We start from the raw sequence: 26,298 nt of genomic DNA, 5'->3' as shown, positions 1-26,298 counted from the left end.
CTGTTTTGTCACAAAGAGCGCAATCCAATTATATTCCGGCATTAACCGGTGTGAGAGCTATGGCAGCTTACCTGGTTTTCATATCGCATTTTTCGTATGTTTTTGATGAGAAATTTCCCCACTCTGTGCAACGGTTCTTTAATGAGTTCCATATCGGGGTTACCATTTTCTTTGTGCTTTCGGGCTTTTTGATAGCCTTCAGGTATTTTGATAGCTTCAAATTAACCAAAGCCTGGTTTCTGCAATACCTTAAAAACCGGGTAGCACGGATCTACCCGATGTATGCATTGCTTACCGTTGGCGCATTCATAGCTTATCATTTTACGCAAAACCAAACAGTAACGGCAGGGCAAAACCCGGTGGTTATGTTTTTCATGAACATCGTTTTTGTACGCGGCTTTTTCGATCAGTTTAAATTTACCGGCATTGCCCAGGGCTGGTCGCTCACGGTTGAAGAGTGTTTTTACTTTTCGGCACCATTCATTTTCCTTATCGCCACCAAATACAGAAAGTTTTATGTTCAGCCTATCGCGGTAACAGGATTGGGCATTATACTCGTGTTGATATTTAGTCAAATAAACTGGTTCGGCTTCTTCGGCAACTTTACGTTTATGATGCTGTACACGTTTTTAGGCCGATGCTTTGAGTTTTTCGCGGGTATTCAGCTTGCACTCATCGTAAGGAAGCAAAAACTGGATGGCACAAGCAAAAAGAAATTTACTTACCTGGGCTTTTTCATGATCCTCTTTTGCGTGTGGATCATGTCGACCTTAACTATTCCGAAAGGATATGAGGCTGGCTTACACAATCCATGGGGCATTGTCACCAATAACTATTTGCTGGCTACCGCAATTGCTATTTTCTTTTATGGCTTGCTTACCGAAACCACCCTGCTTAAAAAGTTTTTAGCGCACCCTTTTATTGAACTGCTGGGCAAAAGCTCGTATATATTTTACCTTATCCACTTAGGTTACATGTACAATTTCATACACGAGGGAATGAACAGCCTTAATGACCACGTTTTTGAACTTTATGACAAATGGGGGGTGGACTGGCATTCGCCGTTTGAGTATGATAGCTTAAACCTTTTATACGCTTTTATCGTTTTAAATGTCATTTCAATAACGCTGTTTAAATTGATAGAAGAGCCGCTTAATCATTATATCCGCAAGTCTGATTTCCTGATCAAAAACAAAGAACGTAATCCCGAAAATGAATCAGCCAAGATCAAAGCCTAAATATAACATGCTAAAAAACGCTAATAAACTACTGATCATAGCTTTCGCTTTATTCACCATATGTGCCGTGAAGCCGGCTATGGCTCAGGAAACCGAAAAGGAACCGGCCGAAACCAATGATAAAAGCGGCGGTGACGATGAAGTATCAACAGTATTAACCATCAATAATAAAGATGGCGAATTTAGCTCTGCCGCCTCGTTTAGTTTTGAAGTTAAAAACACCTACAATACCAACCAGGAAGGCACCATATCATACAATATCACTACCGATAAAGGACAAATTGTTAAAACCCTGTCCAAACCGGTAAACGTTGCCAGGAAAAGTACCTCCAAATATGATTTTGATGTACCTAACCTAAAAACTGGCTTTTATAAGGTTAACATGATGATCAACGTAAGTGATTATGACGATACTACCCGTCGCGCTTTTGGCATCAGGCCTGATGAGATCAAATCACAGTACGCCAAACCAGCCGACTTTGATCAGTTTTGGCAAACCGCCAAAGATGAACTGGCCAAGGTGAAACCCAACTACAAAATTACCGAGGTGCCATCCATGAACACCGAAAACCGCAAGGTTTACGAAATAGAAATGAAATCGCTGGATAACCTTACTATCCGCGGCTACATGACAGTGCCCATCAGCAAAAATAAAAGCAAGAAATTTTCTGTACTGCTCGGCTTACCCGGCTACCAGGTAAAGCTATACCCTATTGTGGGCCTCGACCCCGACCTGGTGATCATCACCCTGAATACCCGCGGACAAGGCACAAGCCGCGATGTGATCCATACCGAGCGCGATGCTTTTATCTCCTACCATATTGAGGATAAAAACAAATACGTAATGCGCGGCGTAATTATGGATTGTGTACGCGCAGTCGACTTCATTTACGCGCAGCCTAATTTAAGGCATGACCAGATCCTGGCTACCGGCGGCAGTATGGGAGGTTATTTATCTATTGCACTTGCAGGGCTCGATCATCGTATAACCCTCTGCTCGGCACAAAATCCTATCATGAGCGATATCCGCAATTTGGTTGGCGCTGTTGAGTGGCCCATTAACGATATTAAAAAATATACGTTAAGCAAACCCGGCGTAACTTTTGACCAGGTGTTGAACAACCTTGATTATTACGATACCAAAAACTTTGCAACAACTATAAAATGCCCCACAATTTTGGGTTTAGGCCTTTTAGATCCTTACGTACCGCCAAATAATGGTTACGCGGTTTTTAATTCGATGCATAATGATAAACACGTATTGGTATTTAAAAACCTTGCGCACGAGGTGAGCCAGGTGTACAAGGATTATGAGGGTCGTTGGATGCGCGACACCTTCGGTTTATTTTAAACTCTTAAAATCTACACACATGACCTTGAAAAATACTTTATCAAAATACTTGCTTGCAGGGATATTGGTGTTAGCCTTAGCCACCGGCAAAAGTTATGCGGGAGGTTTCCCGGTAAGGCCGGGCAGGATCTCGCTGTCACCATCGGCTACCTACTTTTTTGCCAATAAAGCCTGGGATGCCGACAGTCATAAAGGTGCCTTTGCTAACAACGGCAAATTCAGTTCATGGAGCTACTCTTTATATTCAGAAGTTGGCTTAAGCCGAAAGTTTACCTTATCGGTACTGGCACCTTATGTTATGAACACCTTTAGTACAGATCTCGGTACCAGCAAAAGCTCGGGTTTCCAGGATTTAGAAGTGGGTATCAGGTATTACCTGGCCAATATCAATTATAAATATTACTTCAGCTTACAGGGTACGGCCATTTTACCCATGTACACCAACACGGCATTGGGTTATAACCAAAAAGGGGCTGAGCTTAAACTGGCTTTTGCGGGCAGCGGGCATTTATTCGGTAAAAACTCTTTCTTTATCCTCGAAAACGGCGTACGCGAGTACTTCGGTTACGAAAGTGTTTTCCAGGACAGGTACAATGCCACATACGGCTTAACGCTCGATAAAAAATTCCGCGAGCAGATTTCCTTAAGTGTAGGCGGCTTTTATGCCACCAGTATCAACAAAGATTTTAATGTGAACCCAAGCGCCAGTAAAAATTTTGCATTTAACCAGGTATCCTTAAGCTACGGCCATGCATTCGCCAAAAGCCTGTCGTTATTTTTAACAGGCGGCACCTTTGTTACAGGCCGCAATACGGGCGCAGGCACCAATTTTTCGGCATCACTTAATTACCGGATAGATACGAAATAGCTTTTAGCTAAAAGCAGAATGCTTAAGGCCGAAAGCAATAGTCCGTAGTTATCAAAAAGCTTCCGTAGGTTATACTATGCCAAATCTGCAGAAGCTTTTTCCATTTCAAACAGGTTCAATATTTCATCCCAATTGTGGACCCGTATGTGCTGATGTTCATTTTTGTTGTGATGGGCATTGAACATAATTGCCTTACCGCTGCAATAGTCGAGATTTTTACAATGGTCATCTATCATGTAATCGGTGTGGATGATGCTTTTATCGCCACATAGCACAATATTACGCCAGCTGATAAACGGAAAATACTCCTGAAGCCATTCCAATTTTTCAAACAACGATAATGGGAATTCCGTAGCTGCCGAAACAATGTACACCTCGTAATCTTCCATCAGCTTTTTGACAGCCTCAATAGCTCCGAGCATAACCGGCAGCGTACGGAAGAAACCGGGGAGGTTCAGAGAGGCTTTCGTTACAGCATCTAACGGAAATGCTTCCGCATGGGATAAGCCGTCGATAGCTTCAATGGTTGTTGTAATGCCATACAACTGCTCGTAATACCTGATCAGTTGCGGCTCGACATCGGCCATAACGCCGTCCATGTCGATAGCAATGGTTTTCTTTGCTTGCGTTTTCATGCAACAAAGCAAAACATAATTGCAATATTTTGCAAATTAATTATAACTTTGCATCATATTGCAAACATGGTAAGAGAAGAAAGACTCCAGATCATATTAGATCACGTATCAAAAGACAATAAAGTTATGCTTACCGAACTGAGCGAAAAACTCAATGTTTCGGAAGATACCATACGCCGCGACATCAAAGTACTGGCCGATCAAAAATTGCTAACAGCAGTTAGAGGCGGCGCAGTTGCTCACTCCCCTATCCCGCATCATTACCGGGCGAGGGAAAAGCATGATGTCGCCTCAAAAAAGGTGATAGCGTCAAAAGTACTAAGCTTTTTGAAAGATGGCCAGGTTGTGCTCTTTGACGGCGGCACGTCAACGCTTGCCGTAGCTGAAAGTCTCCCCGACGATTTAAGGATTACGGTAGTCACCAATAGTTTCCCGGTAGCAAATGCGCTTGAAGATCATCCAACCGTTGAAGTAATATTTGCAGGAGGTCGCCTGTACAAGTCATCCTTCACCACTATCGGCCACGAAACTATAAACGCATTCAGGAATATCCGGGCCGACCTTTGTATTTTCGGAATTTGCAGTGTACACCCTACCATCGGCATTACTACAAGAGATTATGAGGAAGCAGAGATCAAGAAAACCATGATCGAAATTTCAAAAGAAACCATCGCCCTATCCACCTTGGAAAAAATAAACAAGGCCGATCCTTATTACATAGGCCCGGTAACAGAACTGAATACTATCATTACCGATGTATCTCCTGATGATGATGAACTTGCAGTATACAGGGAAGCCGGCATTAATATAATTTAATATAACAACAACGTGAAAAAGAGTTTACTACCGTTAACCTTAGGCGGTCTCGGCATTGGTACTACCGAATTTGTGATGATGGGCATGCTGCCCGATATTGCCAATGATTTCCATACAAGCATTCCTGTTGCCGGTCATCTTATTTCGGCATACGCATTAGGTGTGGTTATTGGCGCACCATTATTGGTTGCTTTTACCGGCAGCTATCCACCTAAAAAGATCTTAACCCTGCTAATGATCATTTTTACGGTTTTCAATGCATGTTCGGCCTTTGCCCCCAATCATTATGTCTTGTTATTTTCGAGGTTGCTGGCCGGATTGCCGCACGGTGCATTTTTTGGTGTAGGCTCAGTAGTGGCCACCCGACTTGCCGAGAAGGGTAAACAGGCCCAGGCCATATCCATCATGTTTGCCGGACTTACCGTTGCCAACCTGATCACCGTTCCGTTAGGTACTTATATCGGCCACCATTATTCATGGCGATATACTTTTGGGATGATAGCTGTAATTGGTTTGCTTACATTAACATTTATCCAGTTATGGTTACCGCAGTTAGCCCCTAATAACGCAGGGAACATCCGCTCGGAGCTTTCATTTTTCAGAAAAAAACAGGCATGGCTCATCATCGGTTTAACTGCAATTGGTACAGGCGGACTTTTTGCCTGGATCAGCTATATCGCCCCGCTCATGACCGAGGTTTCAAAATTTCCGGCAAGCAATGTGCCTTATGTGTTGATATTAGCAGGTTTGGGCATGGTGGTAGGCAATTTCTTCGGCGGCAAACTGGCAGATATGGTTTCCCCGGTAAAAGCCTGCTTAATATTGATGATCACCATGGCCATATCATTGGTTATCATCTTCTTTGTGTCGCAAAACCAGATCCTGTCGCTTGTCATGACTTTCATAACCGGAGGACTTTCAATGGCCATTGGTTCGCCTATACAAACATTAATGATCAACACCGCCAAAGGTGCCGAAATGCTCGGTGCAGCAGCTACACAGGCCGCTTTTAACATCGGCAACGCCTTGGGTGCGTTTTTGGGTGGCCTACCCATTGCCTGGGGATTAGGCTTTACCTCTCCCGAAATTGTCGGCGTGATCATGGCCTCAACAGGCGCAGTGTTTGCATTCACGCTGAGCAGGCAAAAAATTAAGGTAGTTGAAGAAGAGGCTGTGTTGGTAGGGGAATAATGTTGTCTGCCACGGGCTTTCAGCCCGCGGGGCTGTTCCCAAAATGTCATTGCGAGCGCAGCGTGGCAACCGCATGCTGAGCAAAGCAATCACGCAAAGGTTATTACGCATTTTTATATTGCTCGACATCAATCATACCAACCGTCGCTCAAATCGTTCCACATTGGATTATCTGCAATAATCAGATCAATCTTTTTTTGACGTGAACCTGCTTTTAATTGCTTTTCCCTTGCAATAGCATCCTGAATCCATTGAAAATCTTCAAAGTAAACCAGCTTATTGCAATTATACATTGCTGTGAATCCCTTAAATATTTTCAACTTATGCTCGGATATACGGTTCTTAATATCATTGGTTACGCCAACATATAATACCGTGTTTGCCTGGTTGGTAATGATGTAAACATAGTATTGGTGTAGTTTCATGTGGTTAATTTACAAAATGCTGCAATATCACAGCGGCTCTGTAAAGCATGCGGTTGCCGCGCTGCGCTCGCAATGACATGGAGAAAATTTCGCGGCAGTTACTTGTATTCCCCAAACAGCTCCTCTATTGCCTTAACCCTGTAATCAAATATCTGCTCCACCTTACCTTTAACAAAAACGGTATTCGCTAACCGGCCAAACACGCCATAAGGAATGGCATAATGCAACAGATCGGTCATGTGAACGCCGCCTTCAATAATTTTGAAATGGTGCTGATGGTGCCATAAAGCGTAAGGGCCGAACCGCTGTTCATCAACAAAATATTTTTTATCATCAACATGGGTGATCTCCGTCATCCAGTTCATTTTGATACCCAATAATGGTGATATTTTATAAGTAATGATCATGCCGGCATACATTTTAGTAGTTTCGGTATAATCAGAAGTTACCACGAAACGCATATCATTCGGGGTGATCTTAGCCAGGTTTAATGGCGACGAGAAAAAATCCCAGGCCTGATCAATGCTTATGGGAATAGATTGTTCTCTTTTTAAAACGTATGTTTTCACAATGTGGTAACAGAGGGGAATGATAAGTGTTTTGATATTGAATTATACCGCAAGCTTTTAAAAATCCCCTCTTGAGAGGGGGCGTGGAGGAACGAGCGGTAGCAGGGGTGTGTTTCTGCTACAAGCTTATCAAAGCAGAAACACACCCCTCCGCCCCTCTCAAGAGGGGAATCGCACAAGCCCGCGCTTTTTAACGGCTACAGGACTACAAGTCGAGCAGCGGAGGAATAAAAGTCATGTCATTATAAGCGCGGCAATCGCATGCTATACAGGGCGGCCCTGCTTCTGTGCGATTGCTTCGTCCCTTATAATGACATTTTTTTAACCTACCTTTCTTCCTTCCCTATCGGCAAATCCCTTCTTGACCATTCGCTCCATGAGCCAACATAGAGCTTAGGGCCACTGATACCGGCATAGTCCATACCTAACAGCGTATGGCAGGCTGTAACACCCGATCCGCAGTGAACAATCACCTGGTCATGTGCTACATCACCTATAGCAGCATCATAAGTTTTACGCAGCTCATCTGCGGATAAATACTTACCATCAGCCCCAAGGTTGTTGATATAAGGCAGGTTTAAAGCGCCGGGGATATGCCCCGCTATCAAATCCAACGGTTCAGTTTGTCCTAAATATCTTGGCGTTTCACGCACATCAATTACCAGTCGTGAAGAATCCTGTGCAGCTTCACCGGCTTCAGCTATCTCAACAGTGTTGGCATACTCGTGCGTTACCGGATACGGATCAACCGGGGTTGGCTTATAAGCTTCTGTACTTAAGGCAACACCGGCATCCTTAGCTGCTTGTAAACCGCCATTTAGTACCTGTACATTTTCATGGCCAATTGCGCGCAACATCCACCATAAACGAGATGCACTGAACGCGCCTGATTTGTCGTCATAAACCACAACGTGACTACCGGGCGTAATACCCCAGTTACCTAACAATACAGCAAACTCCTGTATATTGGGCAAAGGATGCCTGCCGCCAAAGGCGGGGTCATTGGGTTTAGTGGTAAGGTGCTGATCAAGGTCGGCGTAGATGGCGTGGTTTAAATGGCCTGCCAGGTAACGCTGGTAAGAGTCTTGCCCTCCGCGGGCATCAATAAGAATAGTATCCTGTGCGACTAAAGCCGGGTCGTTGATTTCAATAAGTGGCGACATAGGTATATCTGATATGTTTCAATATCAAATATAGATACACCGCTTTTAGTTTCGGCAAATTTACTGCACTATTTTGTTTGCACAGTATGAACTTGCGAAAGCTTCGGGCTTAGCTTTAAACACAAAGCCCATGCTCAGAATGTAACCCATAGCCTCATGCAAGGCAGCGTTACTCTTAAACATCGGGTTGGTGTTAATGTCGGCATGTACCTCAAGCTCCACATCATACAGGTCGAGCAAATCGCAAAGCTTGTAGGCAATATCGATAGACTTTTGAACTTCGCTCAGCATCCTTTCTTTAATACTCATTTTTTGCGAAGTACGCTCCTGGTGTATGAACATGAAAGCACCGCGCTTTTCGCGCAGAAACACGATCACTGTTGCAAAATCTGTTACAGATCCTTTAACTTGTGAGTCGGTGCCGATACATACTTTGAGCTTGTTACCGAGGAGGGCTTCGCGTTCAATTGCCTTTTCAACCTCTTCCATAATGGGCGATTGGATTACTTCGCCGCTGAATTTTCTCCAGGTCATAAAAATTATTTTAGGTAAATTTTAGGCGACCTTTTTTATGGGTCTATAAAAATAAGCGATAACGTTTCATATTAACGTAAATATGATATGATTTATTTGTTAACATTTAACTGATTATTAACAGATTAATTGTATTTCGGATATCAAATTTGGGATTTCGGAAGTGGGGAGTCGATGTCTTTAACTGGTCGAAGTTTAGCGATTGCGTAACTTCGACCTAAAACAGGGCAAGCATTCTGCTTGCGGGATAGAAAAGTAAGTCGAAGTACAATTAAGCTGAAAGCTTAACGCATTTCAGCACGAAGTTACGCTATCGCTGAACTTCGACCAGGGGAGAGGCGAAATAAAAACAATGTCATTGCGAGCGCAGCGCGGCAATCTCGTAGCCAATGCATATCCGATCTGCACAGCTACGAGATTGCTTCGTCGTTCCTCCTCGCAATGACATGTTTTTTTAAAACAACGTATTCAACTGACCTACGCCTTCCGAACACTTAAGACGACAATGACAACATTAGTCAGTTAATAAAAAATCCGAAATCGAGCCAAAGCAGCCTTGATCCTGTTCTCAGCTTCCAGCACCAGTTCGGCAACCGGGGTTTTGCCGGGTTCAATAGGTTCCAGTACTGTCCAGGTTACCGGTGTAAAAGTATTGAGAGGGAAATAGCCATACTTCATAACTTTCCAGGCATCGGCTATTGCTATGGGAACAAGCAGTGCGTCGGGGCATTTTTTCAAAAGCATGGATATCCCGGCCGAGTGAAATGTTTTAACCGTACCATCCTTTGAACGGGTGCCTTCCGGAAAAATCACTGCCGACCAGTTATTGGCTTTCATACGCTCACCCAGCTTCATCATCTCGGTCATGGCCTGGCGCGAATCTTTCCTGTCGATGTTAGCACCTCCGCCATGTTTAAGATTATAGCTAATAGATGGAATATTTTTGGTGAGTTCTATTTTAGAAACAAACTTGGCGTGGTATTTACGCAGATAATAGATAAGCGGCGGAATATCGAGCAGGCTTTGGTGATTGGCCACAAATATAATAGGCCTGCCAACAGGTAAATTTTGCTCATTGATAAAAGTTACGGTATCGCCCAGGATATAAAAAGTACGTAACAGGAATAAGTTTAATATATCAACAGCCCTTTTATGCGCCGAATAGCCAAACACACGAAAACAAACCCACTGTATAGGATGAAATATAACTAAACATAAGGAAAATGCGATGGCGGTAAACGGTGTTAAAATATATCCTAATAACTTTTTCATCAACGGGCAAAGTTATATTTTTTTCAATAAAGCGGTAATTTACAAACGGTTTTCTGTAAGGAGTAACTGAACCTTAAGTACTGCGGCTACAGTCATGGAATCTGTAATTTCGCCGTCACAAACCATGCGGTAAATTTCAGCAAAAGGCACTTTCTTGATGATCAGCTGTTCGGTTTCTTCTGGCTCGGCTTCAAACTGCTTAAGGCCGCGGGCCAGGTACAAGATACTCAACTCATCGCTTACCGAATTGCTGAGGTGCAGGCGCTGAATTTCTGTCCATTGTGAAGCTTTTAAACCAGTCTCTTCCAGTAGTTCACGTTTGGCCGATTCGAGCGGATCTGTGCCCTCTGGGCCACCACCTTCGGGCATTTCCCAGCTGTACTGATTTAATGGAAAACGGTACTGCCCAACGAGGTAAGTATTCAACTCATCATCTAAAGGCAAAACACCTATAGCCAGGTTTTTATAATGTACTTTGCCATAAATACCAGGATTACCGGCCGGGTTAATGACCTTGTATTCGGTAACGTTGATCCAGGGGTTATCGTAGATGTTTTTTTGTGACGTTATTTTCCAGGGATTATCTTCAGGATGATGCATGGCCTAAAAATAAGCGATTACGATTATATTGGGGAACAATTACCTTGGAAAATTATCTATTCTGCCAGGTACTCCAGCTTAACCTGTACGTTCAGGTCCTCGTGCATACGGGCAAACTGCCGTGGGTTACGGGTAAAATCGGGATCGGTATCCATGTAAATGTTTGTCACCTTAACTATTTCGGGATGTTTATCGGTGCCTATATTATAGGTAAGCCCCTCAACGCTTTCTAAGCTTTGTTTTAGCTCAAGGTATTGCTTACCGGTTACAATGATCATTTTTTCGGCAGTCATGGATGCTGTTTATAGATGGTAAAGTACTCAAAAACCGTTTTGGTTTACACCGTAATATATCTGCAATACAAAATTATCGCTTATCCGGGTTCTGCCAGCGGTTTATTATATTTACCTCAAATATAACTCATATATATCCGCATAGATGATCAGTATAAAAAAATTATTGCCTTTTATTTTATTATTGGGCAGTACTACAGCATTTGCACAGCAAACTTTGCCTATAGCCGTAAACCTGCAAAATACATATACCAAAGGCACCCGAACTACAGCCGGAGCTCCCGGTAAAAATTACTGGCAAAACACTGCCGACTATACGATCAAAGTAAATTTCGACCCCAAAACACGCCTGGTGAGCGGCACCGTTGGCATCGACTATATTAACAACAGCCCTGATACTTTAAAGCGGATACTATTTAAGCTTTATCCTAACCTGTATAAAAAAGGAGTGGTGCGCCAAATGCCGGTTTCGGCTGATGACCTTACTGATGGTGTACAAATTAAAAGCCTTAGCATCGATAATAAAACGCCCGATAGTGCTAAAACCCGCCGCATCAATGGCACAAACATGACGCAAAAAGTTCCGCCCGTTGCTCCAAAACAAAAGGTTCATTTTGATATCAGCTATGCTTACACTTTAAATAAGGGTTCGCATATTCGTACGGGCCAAATTGATACTGGCGCATTCTTTATTGCCTATTTTTTCCCTCGGGTAGCGGTTTACGATGATATTGATGGATGGAATGACTACCCTTACGTTGGTGCGCAGGAGTTTTATAATGATTTTTGCCATTTCAGTGCCGAGATCACCGTGCCCGGCGATTATAAGGTTTGGGCAACAGGCGATTTGAAAAACGCCAATGACGTTTACGATAGCCGTATCGTTAAACGCATTACCGATGCCGGCGCAAGTGATAAAGTAACCGACATTATTGCCGAAGATGATATCAAAGCAGGCAATATCACCAAAAACAATCCAACCAACACCTGGAAGTTTGAAGCCGATAGTGTTACCGACTTTGTTTTTGCTACCAGCAACCATTATTTATGGAAAGCATCGAGCCTGGTGGTTGATCCTAAAACCGGCAGGCGTACCCGCGTAGATGCTGTGTTTAACGAAAAACACAAAGATTATTATGCAGTGGTTGACTACGCCCGCAAAACGGTAGAAGTAATGAGTTACAAGTTCCCGAAATGGCCATATCCGTATCAGCATGAAACCGTATTTGATGGACTCGACCAGATGGAGTACCCCATGATGGTGAACGATAACCCGCTTGAAGATAAAGCAGATGCCATTGAGCTTACCGATCATGAGATCTTCCATACCATGTTCCCGTTTTACATGGGTATTAACGAAACCAAATATGGATGGATGGACGAGGGTTGGGCAACTATAGGTGAATGGCTGGTAAGCCCTGAGATAGATCCTTCAATTGTTGATCCGTACGGTGTTGCCGCCGTAGAACAAAGTGCGGGCCATGAGGTTGATGTTCCGGTGATGACGCTTACGCCCATGCTTACAGGCACAGCGGGCTTTACCGATAGCTATCCAAAACCTGGCCTGGGCTATTTATATGTAAAAGATATGCTTGGCGATGAGTTATTTACCAAAGCCCTGCATTATTATATTGCACAATGGCATGGCAAACACCCTATGCCTTATGATTTTTTTAATTGTATGAACACCGGCTCGGGCACAAACCTTAACTGGTTTTGGAAGGCCTGGTTCTTTGATAATGGCGTAACCGATTTGGCCATTGATAAAGTAACTAACACCGGATTGAAATACAGCATTAACATTACCAAAATTGGTAGTAAACCCATCCCCGTTAATATAACCGTTAACTATGCAGACGGCACTACCGAACTGGTACATAAAAGTATAGCTGTTTGGGCCACCGGTAACAAAACAACCACAGTTAACTTCACTGCAAAAAAAGCAGTTAAAAAGCTGGTGTTAGGTACTACCTATGATCCCGACAGTAATAAAAAGGATAATGTGTGGGCAAGTAAGTAAAAGCGAAAAGCTAAATGCAGAAAGCCAAAAGCTATTTAATGTGATAACGTTAAAAAGACCGTCATTGCGAGGTACCTCGCAATGACGGTCTTTTTATTAGATTTTAAACGGCTTCTTGGAGTTCCTCTCTATTTCTGTTGGTATGCCTTTAGCAGATCAGCCACGTCGATGCCATTAATTTTCATACCGCTCAGGTTGCAGTCTGTGATATTAACATCGCTCAGGTTGCAATCGGTTATGGTGCTACCCTGTAAATCACAGTTTTCAAATTTAAGCGGATGTTGTTTGGCGGAGGCATCATAAGCTGGATGCCCTTCGGGCGGCATACCTATATCATGGATATAAGCACCGCCGAGCTGCGCGTATTTTATTTCCAGGTCGCTCAGGTTAGCATCTTCAATTTTAAGTTTGGTAATGCACACATCCTTAAAACTTGCATTGTTCATCATCATTTGCTCAAAGGTTGATCCATTGAGCATAGCACATTTAACATCAAGTATTTTTGAGCCTCTTTTATGGCAATCACCTGGGTGCCGTTAGTTGCTGAATTTTCCATGATTAGCTATTGAGTTCATCAAATATCTCAAAAATCAACATCATCGCAGCGTTGCGTACGCGACAAATAAAGGGGGTATTTGTGACAGGGGTATCCTTACCCTAAGCCTCAAAGGTGCTAAGCTGAAATCTTTGCGTTGTTACGTGAAGCTTTTGTACCACTTATGTTTTATTGCAGAAACTCCACTACATCGCGGCCATAAAACTCTTTAAATAGTTTTCGGAAATAGGCCGGGGTTTCAAAGCCTGCTATATAAGATATTTCGGCTACGGTACGATATTTACCACTGTTTATTGCTTCCATAGACATAAGCAGACGGATCCTCCGGATATAGTTATTGGGCGTAACGCCTGTGGTACTTTTTATACGACGGTGCAATTGCCTTTCACTTAAACCCATTTCGTTGCTTAACAATACAATAATTAAATCAACCTTGCCGATATATTTTCTTACCAGCGTTTCAAGCTCATAAAGCCAAAGCTGATCGGCAATGGAAAGCTCGCTTATTGGCTTCAGATTATGTGTACTAAGATCTGTTCCCTTTTGCATTTCATTGTTTTGTGCCGATACAATTGATGCCTTGCTAAATTCCTCCAGTTTCTTTTTGTCGGTAATGTCCCTGGCAATAGCAAAAACCAGTTGCTGTTTTTTTACCGGCATTGATGTCCATGAAAGCCAAACTATTTCTCCGCTTTTGGTTACATACCTGTTTTCAAAATTATACAGCGGGTTATTCTTCTTTATACTTTCACGTTTACTGGCAGTAATGCTTCTGTCTTCGGGGTAAACAAACGAGTCGATAGGCTTTGCAAACAGTTCGCTTTCGGTATATCCTAAAGTTTTTGAAACAGCGGGATTGATTTTTTTGAAGTAACCGTCGAACCCGGCCACACATAACCAGTCAAGAGATAAATGAAAGAAACATTCCAGATCAAAAATTCCATTTAAGTTTTCCATATAAATTTCCGTTCCCATTTGTTACAGCAATGCAACAAACCTGGCAATTAAAAACATTATAGCCGCAGGTTGTGAAAGGACAGGTTCAAAAGAAATCATTTTTTATTACACAAACAGATATTTAACATTTTCTGGCAGGATTCTTAAGTAAAATGTCAGTCCTGTCAACTTTTGTAAACCCTTATCAGCTTAAGCAAAACCGGCAATTGTGAATATATTGTTTTGTCAAATCCTCCCAAACAGCTTCAGGTGGCACAGTTCAGCGTTTTTTCATATCATTACAGTTAATATGAAAACCCTATACCAAAACACGATTAAACTTATTCCGTTTATCTTACTCACTGTATCATTACAAAGCTGTATCAAGCAGCCCGGATCATGGCGAAACGACCAGATCCCCGACGGCAAACGCAATGATTTTCATAAACTAAACGAACAATTGCTTCGTGATCTGCACACCGGCAACGCTGATGATATCAGCAATATGGAATCGCAGGAGATGCTTGATGATAAATCAAACCTGAGGCTGATAGAATTAGTTGGCAATGCTGCTAAAACCACCGATTATGAAATATACGATGAGTATTATATAGTGAACAAACATCGCAGCACCGATACCATAAGTAATCTGTCGGCAGGTATTAATAGCTATAAGATGACCTATAACGGCATCACTCATGAAATGTACTTTGCTTTGTTTTTGCCAAAAGATAAAAAGTTTCCGAACCAGGAAATGATCACGGCCATGTATGCCAAATACAACTACGGATGGAAACTGGCTTCGCTAAACGTTAACACTTATAAAATTAACGGTAAAACCGCACCCGAGCTTTACCAGTCAGGCAAGGCGAAATATGATAAACAGCTTTTTGCCGACGCACGTTTAACACTTGAGCTATCTTTACAATGTAATGCACCCAATGACTACTGGCAATATCAATACCATGCCGAGGCAGGCAAACTATTCCAGAGTGCAGCAGAAGCAACGGCAAAACAATACCGTTTCCCGGTAGTAATTGATGGGGTTGCAGGGAAACCAAGAGTATTTAGGCTCGGCAACCAAAAAAACAATCATGGCTGGTTCCCGATGATTTACTATGTTACGAAGGTAAATATTGCCGATACCAATGCGGTAAAAAGTGAGAACCTGCAGATCAGGAAGGTTATTAACAAACTGTTTCCGGGTATTAATGAGGATAAGGATTATGTTTTTTATTCTGCCTGTAGTAAACAGCCATCGAGTTCGGCAAGGATTGAGCATTTTGATATGGAAGATAAGTTGAGGTAACTATTTTTTATGTCAATTGCGAGGAGACACTACGAAGCAATCGCACGTAAGCACAGCCGCCCTGTATAGTATGCGATTGCCACGCTGCGCTCGCAATGACATTCCTTTAACAGCTGTTACTGGTCGAGGTAAGTTGCACACAATCCAACAGAAATAACATCAATAAAAACGTCATTCGCAATGGCGTTTTTATTTTACTCTGTTACTGACCGACGTTTAGCGATAGCGTAACTTCGGTCAGTTCATAAAACAAGAAAGGGAGCGGCAAGCCGCTCCCTTTCTTGTTTTAAATCGCCGTTATCAGATCGCTTCCAGCTGCAGTACCACGCTGGTATGGTAAGTACTGGCTTCGGGATTGATCCCAACGTTCATCAGGAAATCGCCGGTAAAGGTTAAATCTTCGTTTCCTAATACCGAACCTGTGCCCGGATAAAGGTTGATCTCTTTTACGCGGTATTTCTTGTTAGGGTCGAGACCTTTCAGGCGTACAGGTACTTTGCTACCTGAGCCGTAACGGTTATTCACCAAATAGTTGAACATCACCGCTTTTGATTTATCAGTATTCACATACATGATAGAAGCAGCGTCGTTGTCCCATGGTGATGCTAAACGGTACTGATCGCCATGCCAGATCACATCTTTCAAACCATCATAGTTTTTCAAGGCCGACTGGCAGAAACTCAAATCATTTTCGCTTAGCTTGCCTATCACAATATCAAAGCCCATTTTACCCATCATCGCTACATCCACACGGTATTTAATTGGTTGTTTGCCCCAATCAGTAACGTGGTTTGAACTGGTGATAGCCGGGTAGAAGAATGAATATTCCCATTGTATAAACACACGCTCCAGCGGGTCGGTATTATCACTTGGCCAGTACTCGGTAAAGTATTGCAGTGCACCATAATCAACACGGCCACCGCCGCCTGAGCAAAGCATCAATGGTACTTTAGGGTATTTGGCGCGAACACGTTTCAATACATTGTACAAACCGTTCACATAATCAACATAAATGTGCGACTGGTCTTTTTTCAAATAAGCCGAGTAAGCATTGTAGATAACCGCATTACAATCCCATTTAATATAAGCCAAATCAGGATTTTTAGTGAACAGGTTATCAACTACGCCAAATACAAAATCCTGTACTTTAGGGTTGGCTAAATCAAGCACCAGTTGGTTCCTGAAGTATTTTTCAGGACGGTTTGGTTGTTTGATCACCCAATCAGGATGCGCTTTGTACAGATCGCTGGCAGGGTTAACCATCTCCGGCTCAATCCAGATACCAAATTTTACGCCATTGGCCTGCGCTTCTTTCACTAATGAGCTGATGCCGTTAGGGAGCTTTTGTTTGTTCTCCTGCCAATCGCCCAAACCTGCATTATCGCCGTTGCGCGGGTGGCTGTTGCCAAACCAACCGTCATCCAGTAAAAACAGGTCGACACCCAGTTTTTTTGTATCTTTTAACAAGCCCGCAAGCTTGCTCTCATTAAAATCAAAATAGGTTGATTCCCAGTTGTTCAACAATGTAAGCCTTGAGCCTTCGCCATCAACAATTTTGTATTTGCGGGCCCAGCTTTGCAGCTTGCGGCTGGCATCGCCCTTGCCATGGTCTGAATAAGTATACAGAAAAGCAGGCGTAGTAAATTCAGTATTTGGTTTTAAATGATACTCGGAAGCAGCATTATTAATACCTGCAATAATTTTCAGGTTATTGGCTACATCCAGCTCAAAATCAACCCTGAAATTGCCTGACCATTCCATAGCACCGTAAAACACCTTTCCTTCATCTTCGGTAGCCGGTTTATCCAGCGATATGGCAAACATGGAATGCTCATAAAGATTGGCACGGGTACCCAGCTTGCTGTCGATAGTTTTGATGCCGTGCGTTAAACGGGCTTCTTCCGGCTGCACTTCCATCGCCCAGTTGCCGTGGTATTGTTTCAGCCAGAAACCACCTGTAGTGTTACCCTTCAGGTTTAAATTGGCCGAAGCATATTTGTTAAGTGTAACAACACCTTTTTCGTTATGCTTGATTACCGACCATTGTTCGGTAACATCTTCTTTAAAATAGGTTTTATAGTGCAGCTTTACCTCAAAATCATAAACAGGATCTTTGAGGGTAACCACTAATAATGAAATATCATCATCAACCTTACTAACTGTATGGCTTACATAGGCCAGGTTTAATGATTTATTACCATCGGCATGGGTAACGGTAATGGCTGGTTCGCCAAGACTGGCCGATCCTGATGGTGTATAAACATCATTCTGTACACCCGAATCGTCGGCCTGCTTGTACATTTTCTGGATGCGGGCATACTCTGCCGTGTTGGCCAGTTTCGCGCCCAGGTACACCATGTTCAGGTGTTTTTCGGCATCAGTTTGCAGCACGATAGCGTTGTGCTGGGTTTCAACAGGGATAGTTACATCCTGTGCTGCTGCCCTGCCGGCCAACAGCATTGAGCCTGCAAAAAGCAGGCCCAGTGGTAAAGTTTTCTTTTGAGTAGTTCTCACGTGTGATTTTTGGTTTAACCGGCTACTTCGGTATTTTGGTTTATCATATTTTGATGTATCCTCGCACCAAAGTGCCCGGCATCAAGTTTCAGAACTTCAGTAAAGGCCTTTTGTGCCTGCTCAAAATCACGTAAACCGAGGTGTCCCAGTCCTTGTAAAAAGTAGCAATGCACGCGGTTCCTTACCTGCAAATCATCTTCAAAAATGAGCAAATTTGGCAGCGAGACGGCAAAGTAATCAATTTTTACGTTATCATCCATGTGCCCGATACCATAATTAAGCAGTTTTTTGAAGATACGCTCTGCCGATGTACTGTCACCCAGACATTTTTTAGCTAAACCCTGATAAAAGATCTTATCAGGCTGCTGATCGTTGTAAAAAACCGCCGCTGTGGGGTCTTCCAAACCGATGGCTGCCTTTTCAAAATAAGCCTTGGCTTCTTCTGTTTGCTGCAGGTTTTCATAAGCCTTACCTAACCAGTAAAAGATATCATTTTCCTGGGTGCCGAACAGTTTGCCTTCGCCTAAATTATGAGGATAGGTTTGCGCTTGCGTTAACTGTTCAATGGCTTCATGATTTTTGCCATCACGGATGTGTTGCTTGGCCATTTCAACCAATGATGCAACATACTGGCCCGAAGCCTTGCCTTCGCCTCCCTCCCATGGGTGGAAAGTTCTTTGCGTTACTTGTTCAAATGCTGTTTGGTGCTCGCCTAAAAAGTTATACAATGTTGCGCGCTCCAAGTAAACATCATCACGGAGTTTAGCAGTTTCCAGGTTGGCTTCAACAAATTTCAGGCGTTCATCAGCAGGGCGGTTCAGCTTTTTGTATAGTTGATCAAGCTCCATCAGGATGCGTGCATCCGTTGTATCCAGCGCGAAAGCTTTTTCAAAGCATGTTAACGCTTTTGACGGATCGTTACGCTTGTTATAGTAAGCAATACCCAAATTCCTGAACACGGTTGGAAAGGTATCATCTAACTGTGCCGATGTTTCCCAGGCCGCAATGGCATCATCATATTGCAGTTTATCGTAAAACAGGTTGCCTAAGTAATATGGAGCCTTAGCATCAGCAGGTAAAAGCTCAGCGGCCAGTTTCAATACGCTGATATCTTCCAGCCTATCTGGGAAACATAAATACGAATCAGCTGCCGAAGCCAGTTTAAAATATGCTGATGCTTGTTCATTATTATTTAACTGGCAGGCAAAATAACCCAGGTAATAGTATACCATCGGACTGGTAGCATCACCGTTAACTGCATAACTCAACAGATCGGTAGCTTCCTGGTAAAGGCCGGCATTGGCGTAATCAAGTGCGTATTCAATGTAGTTTTGGTAATACCCCCGTGATAGTTTGGTAAGTTCATTAAGGCTGTTCATGGCTTTTTCTTCATTACCTAAAGCTTTGTAAGCACAAACTAATTCAAACAAAGCACCTAAGTTAAAGGCATCTCTTTTGATAGCTGCAACGCTTACTTCAACAGCCTCTTCAAAACGTTCCAGTTTGCGGAAAGCCGCCGAACGTAAAACATAAGCTTTACTGTTGTTAGCGTTCCTGTCTAAAGATGACAGTGAATGATCAAGCGCCAGTTCATAATCGCCGTTTTGCAGGTCGATCTGTGCTACCGAGAAATAGCCGCTGTCTTTCCAGGCATTGCTCCAGGTGGCCTTGTAAAATGTTTTATAAGCCTCATCCTTTTTACCGAGGAATTTAAGCGCCAAGCCTAAGTTGTAATAGCACTCGCTATCATAAGGGTTAGGGTTACGCTGGGTAATGGTTTCAACCGCTTTCCGGAAGTATGGTTCACTTTTAGCAAACTGACCGCGGCGCAGGTACCATAAACCCAAGGCATTGTTGTTACGGAGATCTTTCGGATCGCGGCGCAAAGCCTCTTCGTAATAAGGTACCGGGCTGTAGGTAGCATGGCGGTACTGCTCTAAATGTTGTGCGGTTAAAAATAGTTGCTCATTATTTTCAACATCGGCAGGTAACAACGCTGGTTTAGCTGCTTCCGGGATATTGTTCAACTTATTGCTGGCCGCATCGTATTTAATAAGTTCTTTACCTGCTTCCGAATGTACGGTTAACAATAAAAGATTCTCGTCGATATTTTTAACAGCTATCTCCCTTATCAAAACCTGCTCTGGTACGATAGAGGCTTTTTCGCTTAGCAATACCTTGCCATCGTGCTGTAGTTTGATGTTAAGATTATTTTGCTCACCGGTTACGTATACTTTTAACAGCAGCTTGCCATCTTCATAATTCAGCGCCAGCAAGATATCTTTGGTAGCATTTTTAATTACACCAAGCTCGCGGTATGGCATAAAGTATTGGGTAAAATGCTTTTCTTCGTGCGGCATCAGCCATGTAAAATCGGGCTGATTATCGGTAAACATGCCGGTCATCAACTCTATGTAAGGGCCGTCCTCATCGGTCAGGTTCCTATCCCACGCTACACCGAAATCGCTATGGCCCCAGGTCCACTGTTTTTTTCCGGGCGATACATGGTGATTAGCTACGTGCAGCAAACCTGCTTGTGAATCATGCTCATATCCCCCAACAAAATCATAGTTGGAGTTGATGGCCATGTACGACGTTGGTACCGGGATATTTTTATACCTTGAGATATCCGTACCCGGCGAATAGTCAACTTTGTAATAAGTACCGGTAGCTATCGGGAAAGTAGATACATCACGCTTTCCGTGGTCAAATACCGCGTTCACATCAGGTGGAAAAACCGACTGGTAATCGTCATTAACCTTTACAGCCGGATTAGCCCACCATAAAAAGGTTTGCGGCAGGGCCGAGCGGTTATATAGTTTCGCTTTTATTTCGATGTAGGCCTTATCAGCGTGAAGTGTAAAGCCGGCCATCCCTTTGGTATGGAACATGCGCTCTACCTCGTTAACCCAAACGGTTTTGCTGCCGTCGGCGTTTTCTTCAATTTTATAATCAACCGGCTCAAAAGTGCTTGGGCGGTGGTGCTGCGGCCAGTTAAACTCAATACCGCCCGAAATCCAGGGACCGGTTAAGCCTACCAGTGCGGGCTTAATTACCTGGTTGTGGTAAATAAAATGACGGTCTTTGATCTTGTCATAAGCTGTCTGAATCCGGCCGCCAAGCTCAGGCAGGATCAACACTTTAAGGTATTTATTCTCCAGGTACAGGCCCGTGTATTCTTTGTCTTCTTTTTCGTCGTAAATTTTTTCGATAACGGGGTTAGGGTATACCTTACCGCTGCTGCCTTGGTAAACCCGCTTTTCAAAAAACATGGGGTTTTTATCGGGCTTGCCTATACCGTAGGTTGGGATAATTACCTTTTCTTCCCAAACATTTACATCCAAATTATTCATGTAGCTTATAATTATTAATGTCTTATTAAATTTTCTTCTAACTCTTCAAGGGTTTGGCCTTTGGTTTCTTTCACTTTCCGTAGTACAAACAAAAAGCCCAAAAAGCAGATCACCGCGTACATATAAAACGGCCCGTAAGTACCCAACACCTTAGCCAGTATCGGGAAGGTGAACACCAGTATAAAATAGGCTCCCCATAACGATACAATGGCCACTGTTGACGCAGCACCGCGAATTTTATTAGGGAAGATCTCCGAAATAAGCACCCAGGTGATAGGCGCAAGCGAAAGCGCATAAGTGCTAATCGCCAGCAATACGAAAACCGATACCAGTTTAGCCGACAAATGATTTTGCAGCAGGTAAGCCAATACAATATAAAATATGGATAAGCCTAAGGAGCCGATGAGCATCAACGGCTTACGGCCAAGCTTATCAACCTGCCACATAGCCAGCAGCGTAAATACCAGGTTAACTATGCCGATAGAAACAGTTTCAAAAAGTTGCTGGTTCAAACTTGAACCTACCGAAGCAAAAATGGTTGAGGTATAGTTAAATACCACATTGATACCGCAAAACTGCTGAAACACGGCCAGCGTGATACCTATCAGCACAGCAGGACGTACAGCTTTTTCAAATACCGCGCGGTATGATTGCTTGCCTGTCCCTCCTTTCAATGACTTTTCAATGGCCTCTTTGGTAGAGACAACAAATTCTTCGGAGCCTATTTTGTAAAGTACCTTTTCGGCATCTTCATTCCTGCCTACTTTCATTAGCCACCTCGGGCTTTCGGGCAAGAACAATACACCCAGCATAAAAACTACTGCAGGCACGGTACCTAAACCAAACATCCATCGCCAGGCGTTATCGCCGGTATCGGCCAAAAAGTAATTACACAGGTTGGTGATCAGGATGCCCAGCACTACCGTAAGTTGGTTAATAGCCACATTACGTCCGCGTACTTTAGCCGGCGAAATCTCGGCAATGTACATGGGGCAAAGCATGGATGCCATACCTACGCCAACACCGGCTGCAAAGCGCATGGTAATAAAATAGGCCAGCCATGTTGATACCGAAATAGCCAATGACGATACCGCGAAGATGAACGCGGCAATCATCAGGCCCGGTTTACGGCCAAATTTTTCGGCAATGCTGCCGGCAATGATACAGCCCACAATACAGCCCAGGGCCAGTGAGCCGGTCAGGAATCCTTCCCAAATAGGATCGAGCCCAAACTCTTTGCGGAGGAATGGTAATGCACCCGATATTACGGCAAAATCAAAGCCGAACAGGTAGCCGCCCAGCGCCGAAATAAAGGAGATCCCTATAATGTAGCTGCTGTTAAACTTAACTTCTTTTTTTAAATCAGTGATCATTTGATAATTGGTTGTCTTCTTCTCTTTATAAATCTACTTTAATTAAGTTTTAATGTAGAGACGCATAATTGCGTCTCTCGCATGCAATTTAAGTTTGCCTATCCACCTTAAAATCTGCTTGTCCTACGGGAGACGCAATTATGCGTCTCTACAAAAACATTTTTTCAATCGCTTTTAAATAACTTCTAACAATCTATTATTCATATAAAACTACGTTATCCATTCATCTCTATTTCCCGTGCAAGTGTACAACCGCGCCGCCACCCGGTGCCAGTTTCAGGTTTAATTTGGTTGATCGGTTTACGGTGATAGTTTTATGCTCATATTTTTCTGCATTCTTATCTGCGTCGGCAGCATCACTGTATAGGTCTGCTGTATAACTAACGCCTGCAGGCAGGAAAGAGAAATCAACATTGACGTCCCTTGCATCCCAGTTGGTCATGGCACCAACGTACCAGTCGCTGCCTTTCTTTTTTGCTATCGCGATGTATTCGCCTACTTTGGCATCCAGCGGTTTAGTTTCATCGAAAACGGTTGGCACGGCCGATAAATAGGCTTCGATATCCGGGTACTTTTCATACTCGGTCGGCGAATCACAGAATACAGCCAACGGCTGATCAAACACCACAAACATGGCCAGCTCATGACAGCGGGTACCCTGTGTTGATGGCAGTCCTTCGGCTATTGGCTTAAAAGTATCTTTTGATTTATTGCGCATAGATCCCGGCGTATAATCCAGCGGACCACCCAGCATCCTGATAAAAGGAAAGGTAGTATGGTGCACTGGATTGGTGGTAAAATCCCACTTTGAACATTCCTGTCCGCGCACAGCCTCATAGTTTATAATATTGGGATAAGTGCGCTGCAAACCGGTTGGCTTTGAGCAACCATGAAAATCAACCATTAAATGTCTTTTGGCAGTACCTTCGGCAATTACCTGCAGCCATTTGATAGCCTGCTGATCATCGCGGTCAAAAAAATCGACCTTGATACCAACCGCGCCAATCTCTTTCAGGTAATCCAAATTGGCATCCAGGTCTTTCAACAGCGGCGAAGCTACACACCACACAAAAATGCCTACATGTTTTTCATTAGCATGCTGAATTACCGCCCGGATATCGGTTTTTTGAAGACGTTTTTTAACATCGTAGTTATCGCTCCAACCGGCATCTATCATCATGTATTCCAAATGATTTTTAGCTGCGAAATCGGTATAAAAATTATACAGCTGCGTGCTACGGTTTTCCATGCCCGATGGAATTGGCGCGCCGGGCAGGATAGCATCATGCCACCACTCCCAGGCCGCTTTACCGGGCTTTATCCATGCGGTATTTTCCAATACCGATGGCTTCGAGAGCTTGTAAATGAGCTGATTGTTCAGTAAAGTTTTGTCATCATCGGTAGCGATGAGCACACGCCATGGGTATTCTTTTTTACCGGGTTCTTTGGCGATATAATTTTCGCGCGAGGTTACTACCGATACAAAATCGCCCCAGCTGCCCATTTTGCTTGTAGCCGGGTAGCCCGCCCATTCGCCTGTGATATTGCCGTTTTTCTTTTTAACGTACATTCCGGGGTAATCAAACAAGTCGGCCTCGGCAATAATCAGTTTTACGCCATTGTTGTAACTGTACAACGCAGGGGTGATGGCATGTTTATCTTCCTTTACCTCGCTGATGGATTTGTATTGATTATAAGTCAGCTCCCAGGCAGTGTAATTGTCGGTTTCGGCAATGGTTGTACCGGGTGCACCTTTCAGGTTAAAGCCGGCCTGTTCGCTCATTACTTTAACCGAATCTTTCAGATCGGTAACAAAACGGTAAGCTACGCCTTCGTTGTAAGCGCGAATAAGCAGCTTATAGTTCCCTGCAAAGCTGATAGCTAATTCGTTATAATTATCGGTAAGTACAGCGGCTTTGCCGTACAGCGGGCGGATAGTTTTATTTACCGTTGATGGTTTGGCGCTTATTACTTTGGCATTTGTACCAAGGATAGTTTTATCCAGTTTAAGACCTATAGCCGATGGCAAGATCAGCTGGTTGTTTTTATAAGTCAATGAATAACTAACACTGTCATTCGCCTTGAGTTCCAGTTTCAGGTTATTATCCGGCGATTTAACCGTGTAGGTTTGCGCCGAAACATTAAAGGCAAAAGCAGATAGAATAAAAAATATCAGGGTGTTTTTTTTCATATAGTGCCAAACTTGTATAAAATGCTTTGATCGTAAACATCGCCTGCCTGTAATATGACTTGCGGAAAATTGGGATGATTAATACTATCCGGATAATGCTGGCATTCAAGACAAAGGGCATCAAATGATTTTGCCGGTTTACCGGTATGAGTTGGCGAGGTACTGCTTAAATAGTCGCCAGTGTACAGGAAAACGCCCGGGTAATCTGTATAGACTTTAAGCGTACGACCCGATTCTTCGTCGGCTAAAAGGGCGGCATAGGCCAGTTTGTTCTCTTCCGTTTCTGCATCGATGATATAAAACAGATTGAGCCCTTCAACACGGCTTTCATCTATTTTAAATTTATCGCTTAGCTTGTTATTGCTATACGCCTTTTGCCTGGCAGGTATGATAGCCCCACTCGGCGTGTAATCTTCGTACGAATCCACAATATATTCTGATGATACGGTAAGCTTATGGTTATAGATCTTGCTACTAAATGCCGATAGGTTGAAATAAGCGTGGTTGGTAAAATTGGCTATGGTAGTTTTATCAACAGTTGCTTTATAATTGATCAGCAACTCATTATCATCACTCCAGGTATAAATAACCATAAGCTCCAGTTTACCGGGATAACCACCGTCGCCATCAGGACTGGTCAATGTCATGACCACACCGTTCTCAATAGTTTCGGCAGCGAACACCCTGTAGTTAAAACCGCTCTTACCTGCATGGTTAGAGTTTTTGCCGTCATTGGTATCCAAATAATATATTTTACCATCCAGCTTAAACCGGGCATTGCTAATGCGGTTGGCGTACCGGCCAATAGTTGAGCCTATATAACAGGTATCATTCAAATATCCTTGCAGATCGGGGAAGCCTACAACCACGTTTTCGAGCTGCTGCTTCCTGTCGGGTACTACAACCGATACAATAGCTGCACCGTAATTGGTAAGCTCAACATAGGCCCCGTTTTCGTTTTCGATCCTGAAAAGGAACACATCGGCACCGTTAAGCTGCCCCCATAAACTGGATGAAGTTTTAACAGCCATGCGCGTATTGATATTTAAATTGGTACCTCATGTATTTATCTATCGTTAAACAGGCGGCTC

22 protein-coding genes are annotated in these 26,298 nt (G+C 43.4%); 7 read left to right on the top strand and 15 right to left on the bottom strand.

Annotated elements, in window-relative coordinates; all coding sequences use genetic code 11:
• The first annotated feature begins 5 nt into the window (after nucleotides 1–5).
• Genes MTO98_RS06365 through MTO98_RS06355 form a run of 3 tightly spaced genes read left to right on the top strand, consistent with a single transcriptional unit; the run spans nucleotide 6 to nucleotide 3,457 of the window.
• Nucleotides 6–1,238 (top strand): acyltransferase, encoded by a 1,233-nt coding sequence (locus tag MTO98_RS06365; RefSeq protein ID WP_243485774.1) that lies wholly within the window; start codon nucleotides 6–8, stop codon nucleotides 1,236–1,238.
• Nucleotides 1,239–1,245: 7 nt separating this feature from the next.
• Complete coding sequence (locus MTO98_RS06360) at nucleotides 1,246–2,589, top strand: acetylxylan esterase (RefSeq protein ID WP_243485773.1); 1,344 nt, start codon at nucleotides 1,246–1,248, stop codon at nucleotides 2,587–2,589.
• Between the two features lie 19 nt (nucleotides 2,590–2,608).
• Nucleotides 2,609–3,457, top strand: a complete 849-nt coding sequence (locus MTO98_RS06355) for a hypothetical protein (protein ID WP_243485772.1) — start codon at nucleotides 2,609–2,611, stop codon at nucleotides 3,455–3,457.
• A gap of 74 nt (nucleotides 3,458–3,531) precedes the next feature.
• Here MTO98_RS06355 and MTO98_RS06350 read toward each other — a convergent pair whose 3' ends face one another.
• Complete coding sequence (locus MTO98_RS06350; protein ID WP_243485771.1) at nucleotides 3,532–4,092, bottom strand: 5'(3')-deoxyribonucleotidase; 561 nt, start codon at nucleotides 4,090–4,092, stop codon at nucleotides 3,532–3,534.
• Nucleotides 4,093–4,158: 66 nt separating this feature from the next.
• Here MTO98_RS06350 and MTO98_RS06345 point away from each other — a divergent pair, with 66 nt between their 5' ends.
• Together MTO98_RS06345 and MTO98_RS06340 are read left to right on the top strand one after the other, a co-directional pair.
• Entirely contained in the window at nucleotides 4,159–4,908 is a 750-nt protein-coding gene (locus tag MTO98_RS06345; RefSeq protein WP_243485770.1) for a DeoR/GlpR family DNA-binding transcription regulator, read from the top strand.
• A gap of 12 nt (nucleotides 4,909–4,920) precedes the next feature.
• Nucleotides 4,921–6,099, top strand: coding sequence for an MFS transporter (locus tag MTO98_RS06340; protein ID WP_243485769.1), 1,179 nt, complete (start codon nucleotides 4,921–4,923; stop codon nucleotides 6,097–6,099).
• 128 nt (nucleotides 6,100–6,227) lie between these two features.
• On the opposite strand, the gene MTO98_RS06335 is transcribed toward MTO98_RS06340, so the two are convergent.
• The 7 genes from MTO98_RS06335 to MTO98_RS06305 all read right to left on the bottom strand — a co-directional run bounded on the left by MTO98_RS06335 (nucleotide 6,228) and on the right by MTO98_RS06305 (nucleotide 10,955).
• The gene (locus MTO98_RS06335; protein WP_243485768.1) at nucleotides 6,228–6,524 is read right to left on the bottom strand and encodes a GIY-YIG nuclease family protein; all 297 of its coding nucleotides are present in this window, start codon (nucleotides 6,522–6,524) and stop codon (nucleotides 6,228–6,230) included.
• Between the two features lie 98 nt (nucleotides 6,525–6,622).
• On the bottom strand, nucleotides 6,623–7,093 hold the full coding sequence (locus MTO98_RS06330) for an SRPBCC family protein (RefSeq protein WP_243485767.1): 471 nt from the start codon (nucleotides 7,091–7,093) through the stop codon (nucleotides 6,623–6,625).
• Between the two features lie 326 nt (nucleotides 7,094–7,419).
• A complete protein-coding gene (locus tag MTO98_RS06325; RefSeq protein WP_243485766.1) occupies nucleotides 7,420–8,256 on the bottom strand; it encodes a sulfurtransferase in 837 nt (278 codons plus the stop codon).
• 60 nt (nucleotides 8,257–8,316) lie between these two features.
• Nucleotides 8,317–8,790, bottom strand: coding sequence for a ribonuclease H-like YkuK family protein (locus MTO98_RS06320; RefSeq protein WP_090533971.1), 474 nt, complete (start codon nucleotides 8,788–8,790; stop codon nucleotides 8,317–8,319).
• Nucleotides 8,791–9,312: 522 nt separating this feature from the next.
• A complete protein-coding gene (locus tag MTO98_RS06315; protein ID WP_243485765.1) occupies nucleotides 9,313–10,062 on the bottom strand; it encodes a 1-acyl-sn-glycerol-3-phosphate acyltransferase in 750 nt (249 codons plus the stop codon).
• Between the two features lie 39 nt (nucleotides 10,063–10,101).
• Nucleotides 10,102–10,662 (bottom strand): NUDIX hydrolase, encoded by a 561-nt coding sequence (locus tag MTO98_RS06310; protein WP_243485764.1) that lies wholly within the window; start codon nucleotides 10,660–10,662, stop codon nucleotides 10,102–10,104.
• A gap of 56 nt (nucleotides 10,663–10,718) precedes the next feature.
• Nucleotides 10,719–10,955 (bottom strand): hypothetical protein, encoded by a 237-nt coding sequence (locus tag MTO98_RS06305; protein ID WP_243485763.1) that lies wholly within the window; start codon nucleotides 10,953–10,955, stop codon nucleotides 10,719–10,721.
• A 145-nt stretch (nucleotides 10,956–11,100) separates the two neighbouring features.
• Here MTO98_RS06305 and MTO98_RS06300 point away from each other — a divergent pair, with 145 nt between their 5' ends.
• Entirely contained in the window at nucleotides 11,101–12,975 is a 1,875-nt protein-coding gene (locus MTO98_RS06300) for a M1 family metallopeptidase (protein WP_243485762.1), read from the top strand.
• Between the two features lie 128 nt (nucleotides 12,976–13,103).
• On the opposite strand, the gene MTO98_RS06295 is transcribed toward MTO98_RS06300, so the two are convergent.
• Together MTO98_RS06295 and MTO98_RS06290 are read right to left on the bottom strand one after the other, a co-directional pair.
• Nucleotides 13,104–13,454: a pentapeptide repeat-containing protein gene (locus MTO98_RS06295; protein WP_243485761.1), complete on the bottom strand. Its 351-nt coding sequence runs from the start codon at nucleotides 13,452–13,454 to the stop codon at nucleotides 13,104–13,106.
• A gap of 245 nt (nucleotides 13,455–13,699) precedes the next feature.
• Nucleotides 13,700–14,488: a helix-turn-helix domain-containing protein gene (locus MTO98_RS06290; RefSeq protein ID WP_243485760.1), complete on the bottom strand. Its 789-nt coding sequence runs from the start codon at nucleotides 14,486–14,488 to the stop codon at nucleotides 13,700–13,702.
• Between the two features lie 289 nt (nucleotides 14,489–14,777).
• On the opposite strand from MTO98_RS06290, the gene MTO98_RS06285 reads away from it, so the two are divergent.
• Nucleotides 14,778–15,776, top strand: coding sequence for a hypothetical protein (locus MTO98_RS06285; protein ID WP_243485759.1), 999 nt, complete (start codon nucleotides 14,778–14,780; stop codon nucleotides 15,774–15,776).
• 300 nt (nucleotides 15,777–16,076) lie between these two features.
• Here the strand turns inward: MTO98_RS06285 and MTO98_RS06280 are convergent, their stop codons facing one another.
• From MTO98_RS06280 to MTO98_RS06260, 5 genes are all read right to left on the bottom strand, one after another.
• Nucleotides 16,077–18,290: an alpha-galactosidase gene (locus MTO98_RS06280; RefSeq protein WP_243485758.1), complete on the bottom strand. Its 2,214-nt coding sequence runs from the start codon at nucleotides 18,288–18,290 to the stop codon at nucleotides 16,077–16,079.
• 14 nt (nucleotides 18,291–18,304) lie between these two features.
• Nucleotides 18,305–21,643, bottom strand: a complete 3,339-nt coding sequence (locus MTO98_RS06275) for a DUF5107 domain-containing protein (protein WP_243485757.1) — start codon at nucleotides 21,641–21,643, stop codon at nucleotides 18,305–18,307.
• A 14-nt stretch (nucleotides 21,644–21,657) separates the two neighbouring features.
• The gene (locus MTO98_RS06270) at nucleotides 21,658–23,016 is read right to left on the bottom strand and encodes a sugar porter family MFS transporter (protein WP_243485756.1); all 1,359 of its coding nucleotides are present in this window, start codon (nucleotides 23,014–23,016) and stop codon (nucleotides 21,658–21,660) included.
• A gap of 229 nt (nucleotides 23,017–23,245) precedes the next feature.
• Nucleotides 23,246–25,207 carry a glycoside hydrolase family 97 protein gene (locus MTO98_RS06265; RefSeq protein WP_243485755.1) on the bottom strand — a complete coding sequence of 654 codons (1,962 nt, stop codon included), beginning with the start codon at nucleotides 25,205–25,207 and terminating at the stop codon, nucleotides 23,246–23,248.
• Complete coding sequence (locus MTO98_RS06260) at nucleotides 25,204–26,238, bottom strand: aldose epimerase family protein (protein WP_243485754.1); 1,035 nt, start codon at nucleotides 26,236–26,238, stop codon at nucleotides 25,204–25,206. Before MTO98_RS06260 ends, MTO98_RS06265 begins: the two co-directional genes overlap by 4 nt.
• Nucleotides 26,239–26,298: the final 60 nt, after the last annotated feature.

This window comes from Mucilaginibacter sp. SMC90, assembly GCF_022811725.1.
Taxonomy (GTDB): domain Bacteria; phylum Bacteroidota; class Bacteroidia; order Sphingobacteriales; family Sphingobacteriaceae; genus Mucilaginibacter.
This window is presented reverse-complemented; position numbering and strand designations above follow the sequence as displayed.

Bases quoted from the DNA above. Each gene is read 5' to 3' on its own strand.
- MTO98_RS06260 (WP_243485754.1), bottom strand. From the start codon at position 26,238: ATGGCTGTTAAAACTTCATCCAGTTTATGGGGGCAGCTTAACGGTGCC.
- MTO98_RS06310 (WP_243485764.1), bottom strand. From the start codon at position 10,662: ATGCATCATCCTGAAGATAATCCCTGGAAAATAACGTCACAAAAAAAC.
- MTO98_RS06285 (WP_243485759.1), top strand. From the start codon at position 14,778: ATGAAAACCCTATACCAAAACACGATTAAACTTATTCCGTTTATCTTA.
- MTO98_RS06320 (WP_090533971.1), bottom strand. From the start codon at position 8,790: ATGACCTGGAGAAAATTCAGCGGCGAAGTAATCCAATCGCCCATTATG.
- MTO98_RS06360 (WP_243485773.1), top strand. From the start codon at position 1,246: ATGCTAAAAAACGCTAATAAACTACTGATCATAGCTTTCGCTTTATTC.
- MTO98_RS06355 (WP_243485772.1), top strand. From the start codon at position 2,609: ATGACCTTGAAAAATACTTTATCAAAATACTTGCTTGCAGGGATATTG.
- MTO98_RS06305 (WP_243485763.1), bottom strand. From the start codon at position 10,955: ATGACTGCCGAAAAAATGATCATTGTAACCGGTAAGCAATACCTTGAG.
- MTO98_RS06300 (WP_243485762.1), top strand. From the start codon at position 11,101: ATGATCAGTATAAAAAAATTATTGCCTTTTATTTTATTATTGGGCAGT.
- MTO98_RS06275 (WP_243485757.1), bottom strand. From the start codon at position 21,643: ATGAATAATTTGGATGTAAATGTTTGGGAAGAAAAGGTAATTATCCCA.
- MTO98_RS06345 (WP_243485770.1), top strand. From the start codon at position 4,159: ATGGTAAGAGAAGAAAGACTCCAGATCATATTAGATCACGTATCAAAA.
- MTO98_RS06325 (WP_243485766.1), bottom strand. From the start codon at position 8,256: ATGTCGCCACTTATTGAAATCAACGACCCGGCTTTAGTCGCACAGGAT.
- MTO98_RS06350 (WP_243485771.1), bottom strand. From the start codon at position 4,092: ATGAAAACGCAAGCAAAGAAAACCATTGCTATCGACATGGACGGCGTT.
- MTO98_RS06290 (WP_243485760.1), bottom strand. From the start codon at position 14,488: ATGGAAAACTTAAATGGAATTTTTGATCTGGAATGTTTCTTTCATTTA.
- MTO98_RS06295 (WP_243485761.1), bottom strand. From the start codon at position 13,454: ATGCTCAATGGATCAACCTTTGAGCAAATGATGATGAACAATGCAAGT.
- MTO98_RS06335 (WP_243485768.1), bottom strand. From the start codon at position 6,524: ATGAAACTACACCAATACTATGTTTACATCATTACCAACCAGGCAAAC.
- MTO98_RS06270 (WP_243485756.1), bottom strand. From the start codon at position 23,016: ATGATCACTGATTTAAAAAAAGAAGTTAAGTTTAACAGCAGCTACATT.
- MTO98_RS06315 (WP_243485765.1), bottom strand. From the start codon at position 10,062: ATGAAAAAGTTATTAGGATATATTTTAACACCGTTTACCGCCATCGCA.
- MTO98_RS06265 (WP_243485755.1), bottom strand. From the start codon at position 25,207: ATGAAAAAAAACACCCTGATATTTTTTATTCTATCTGCTTTTGCCTTT.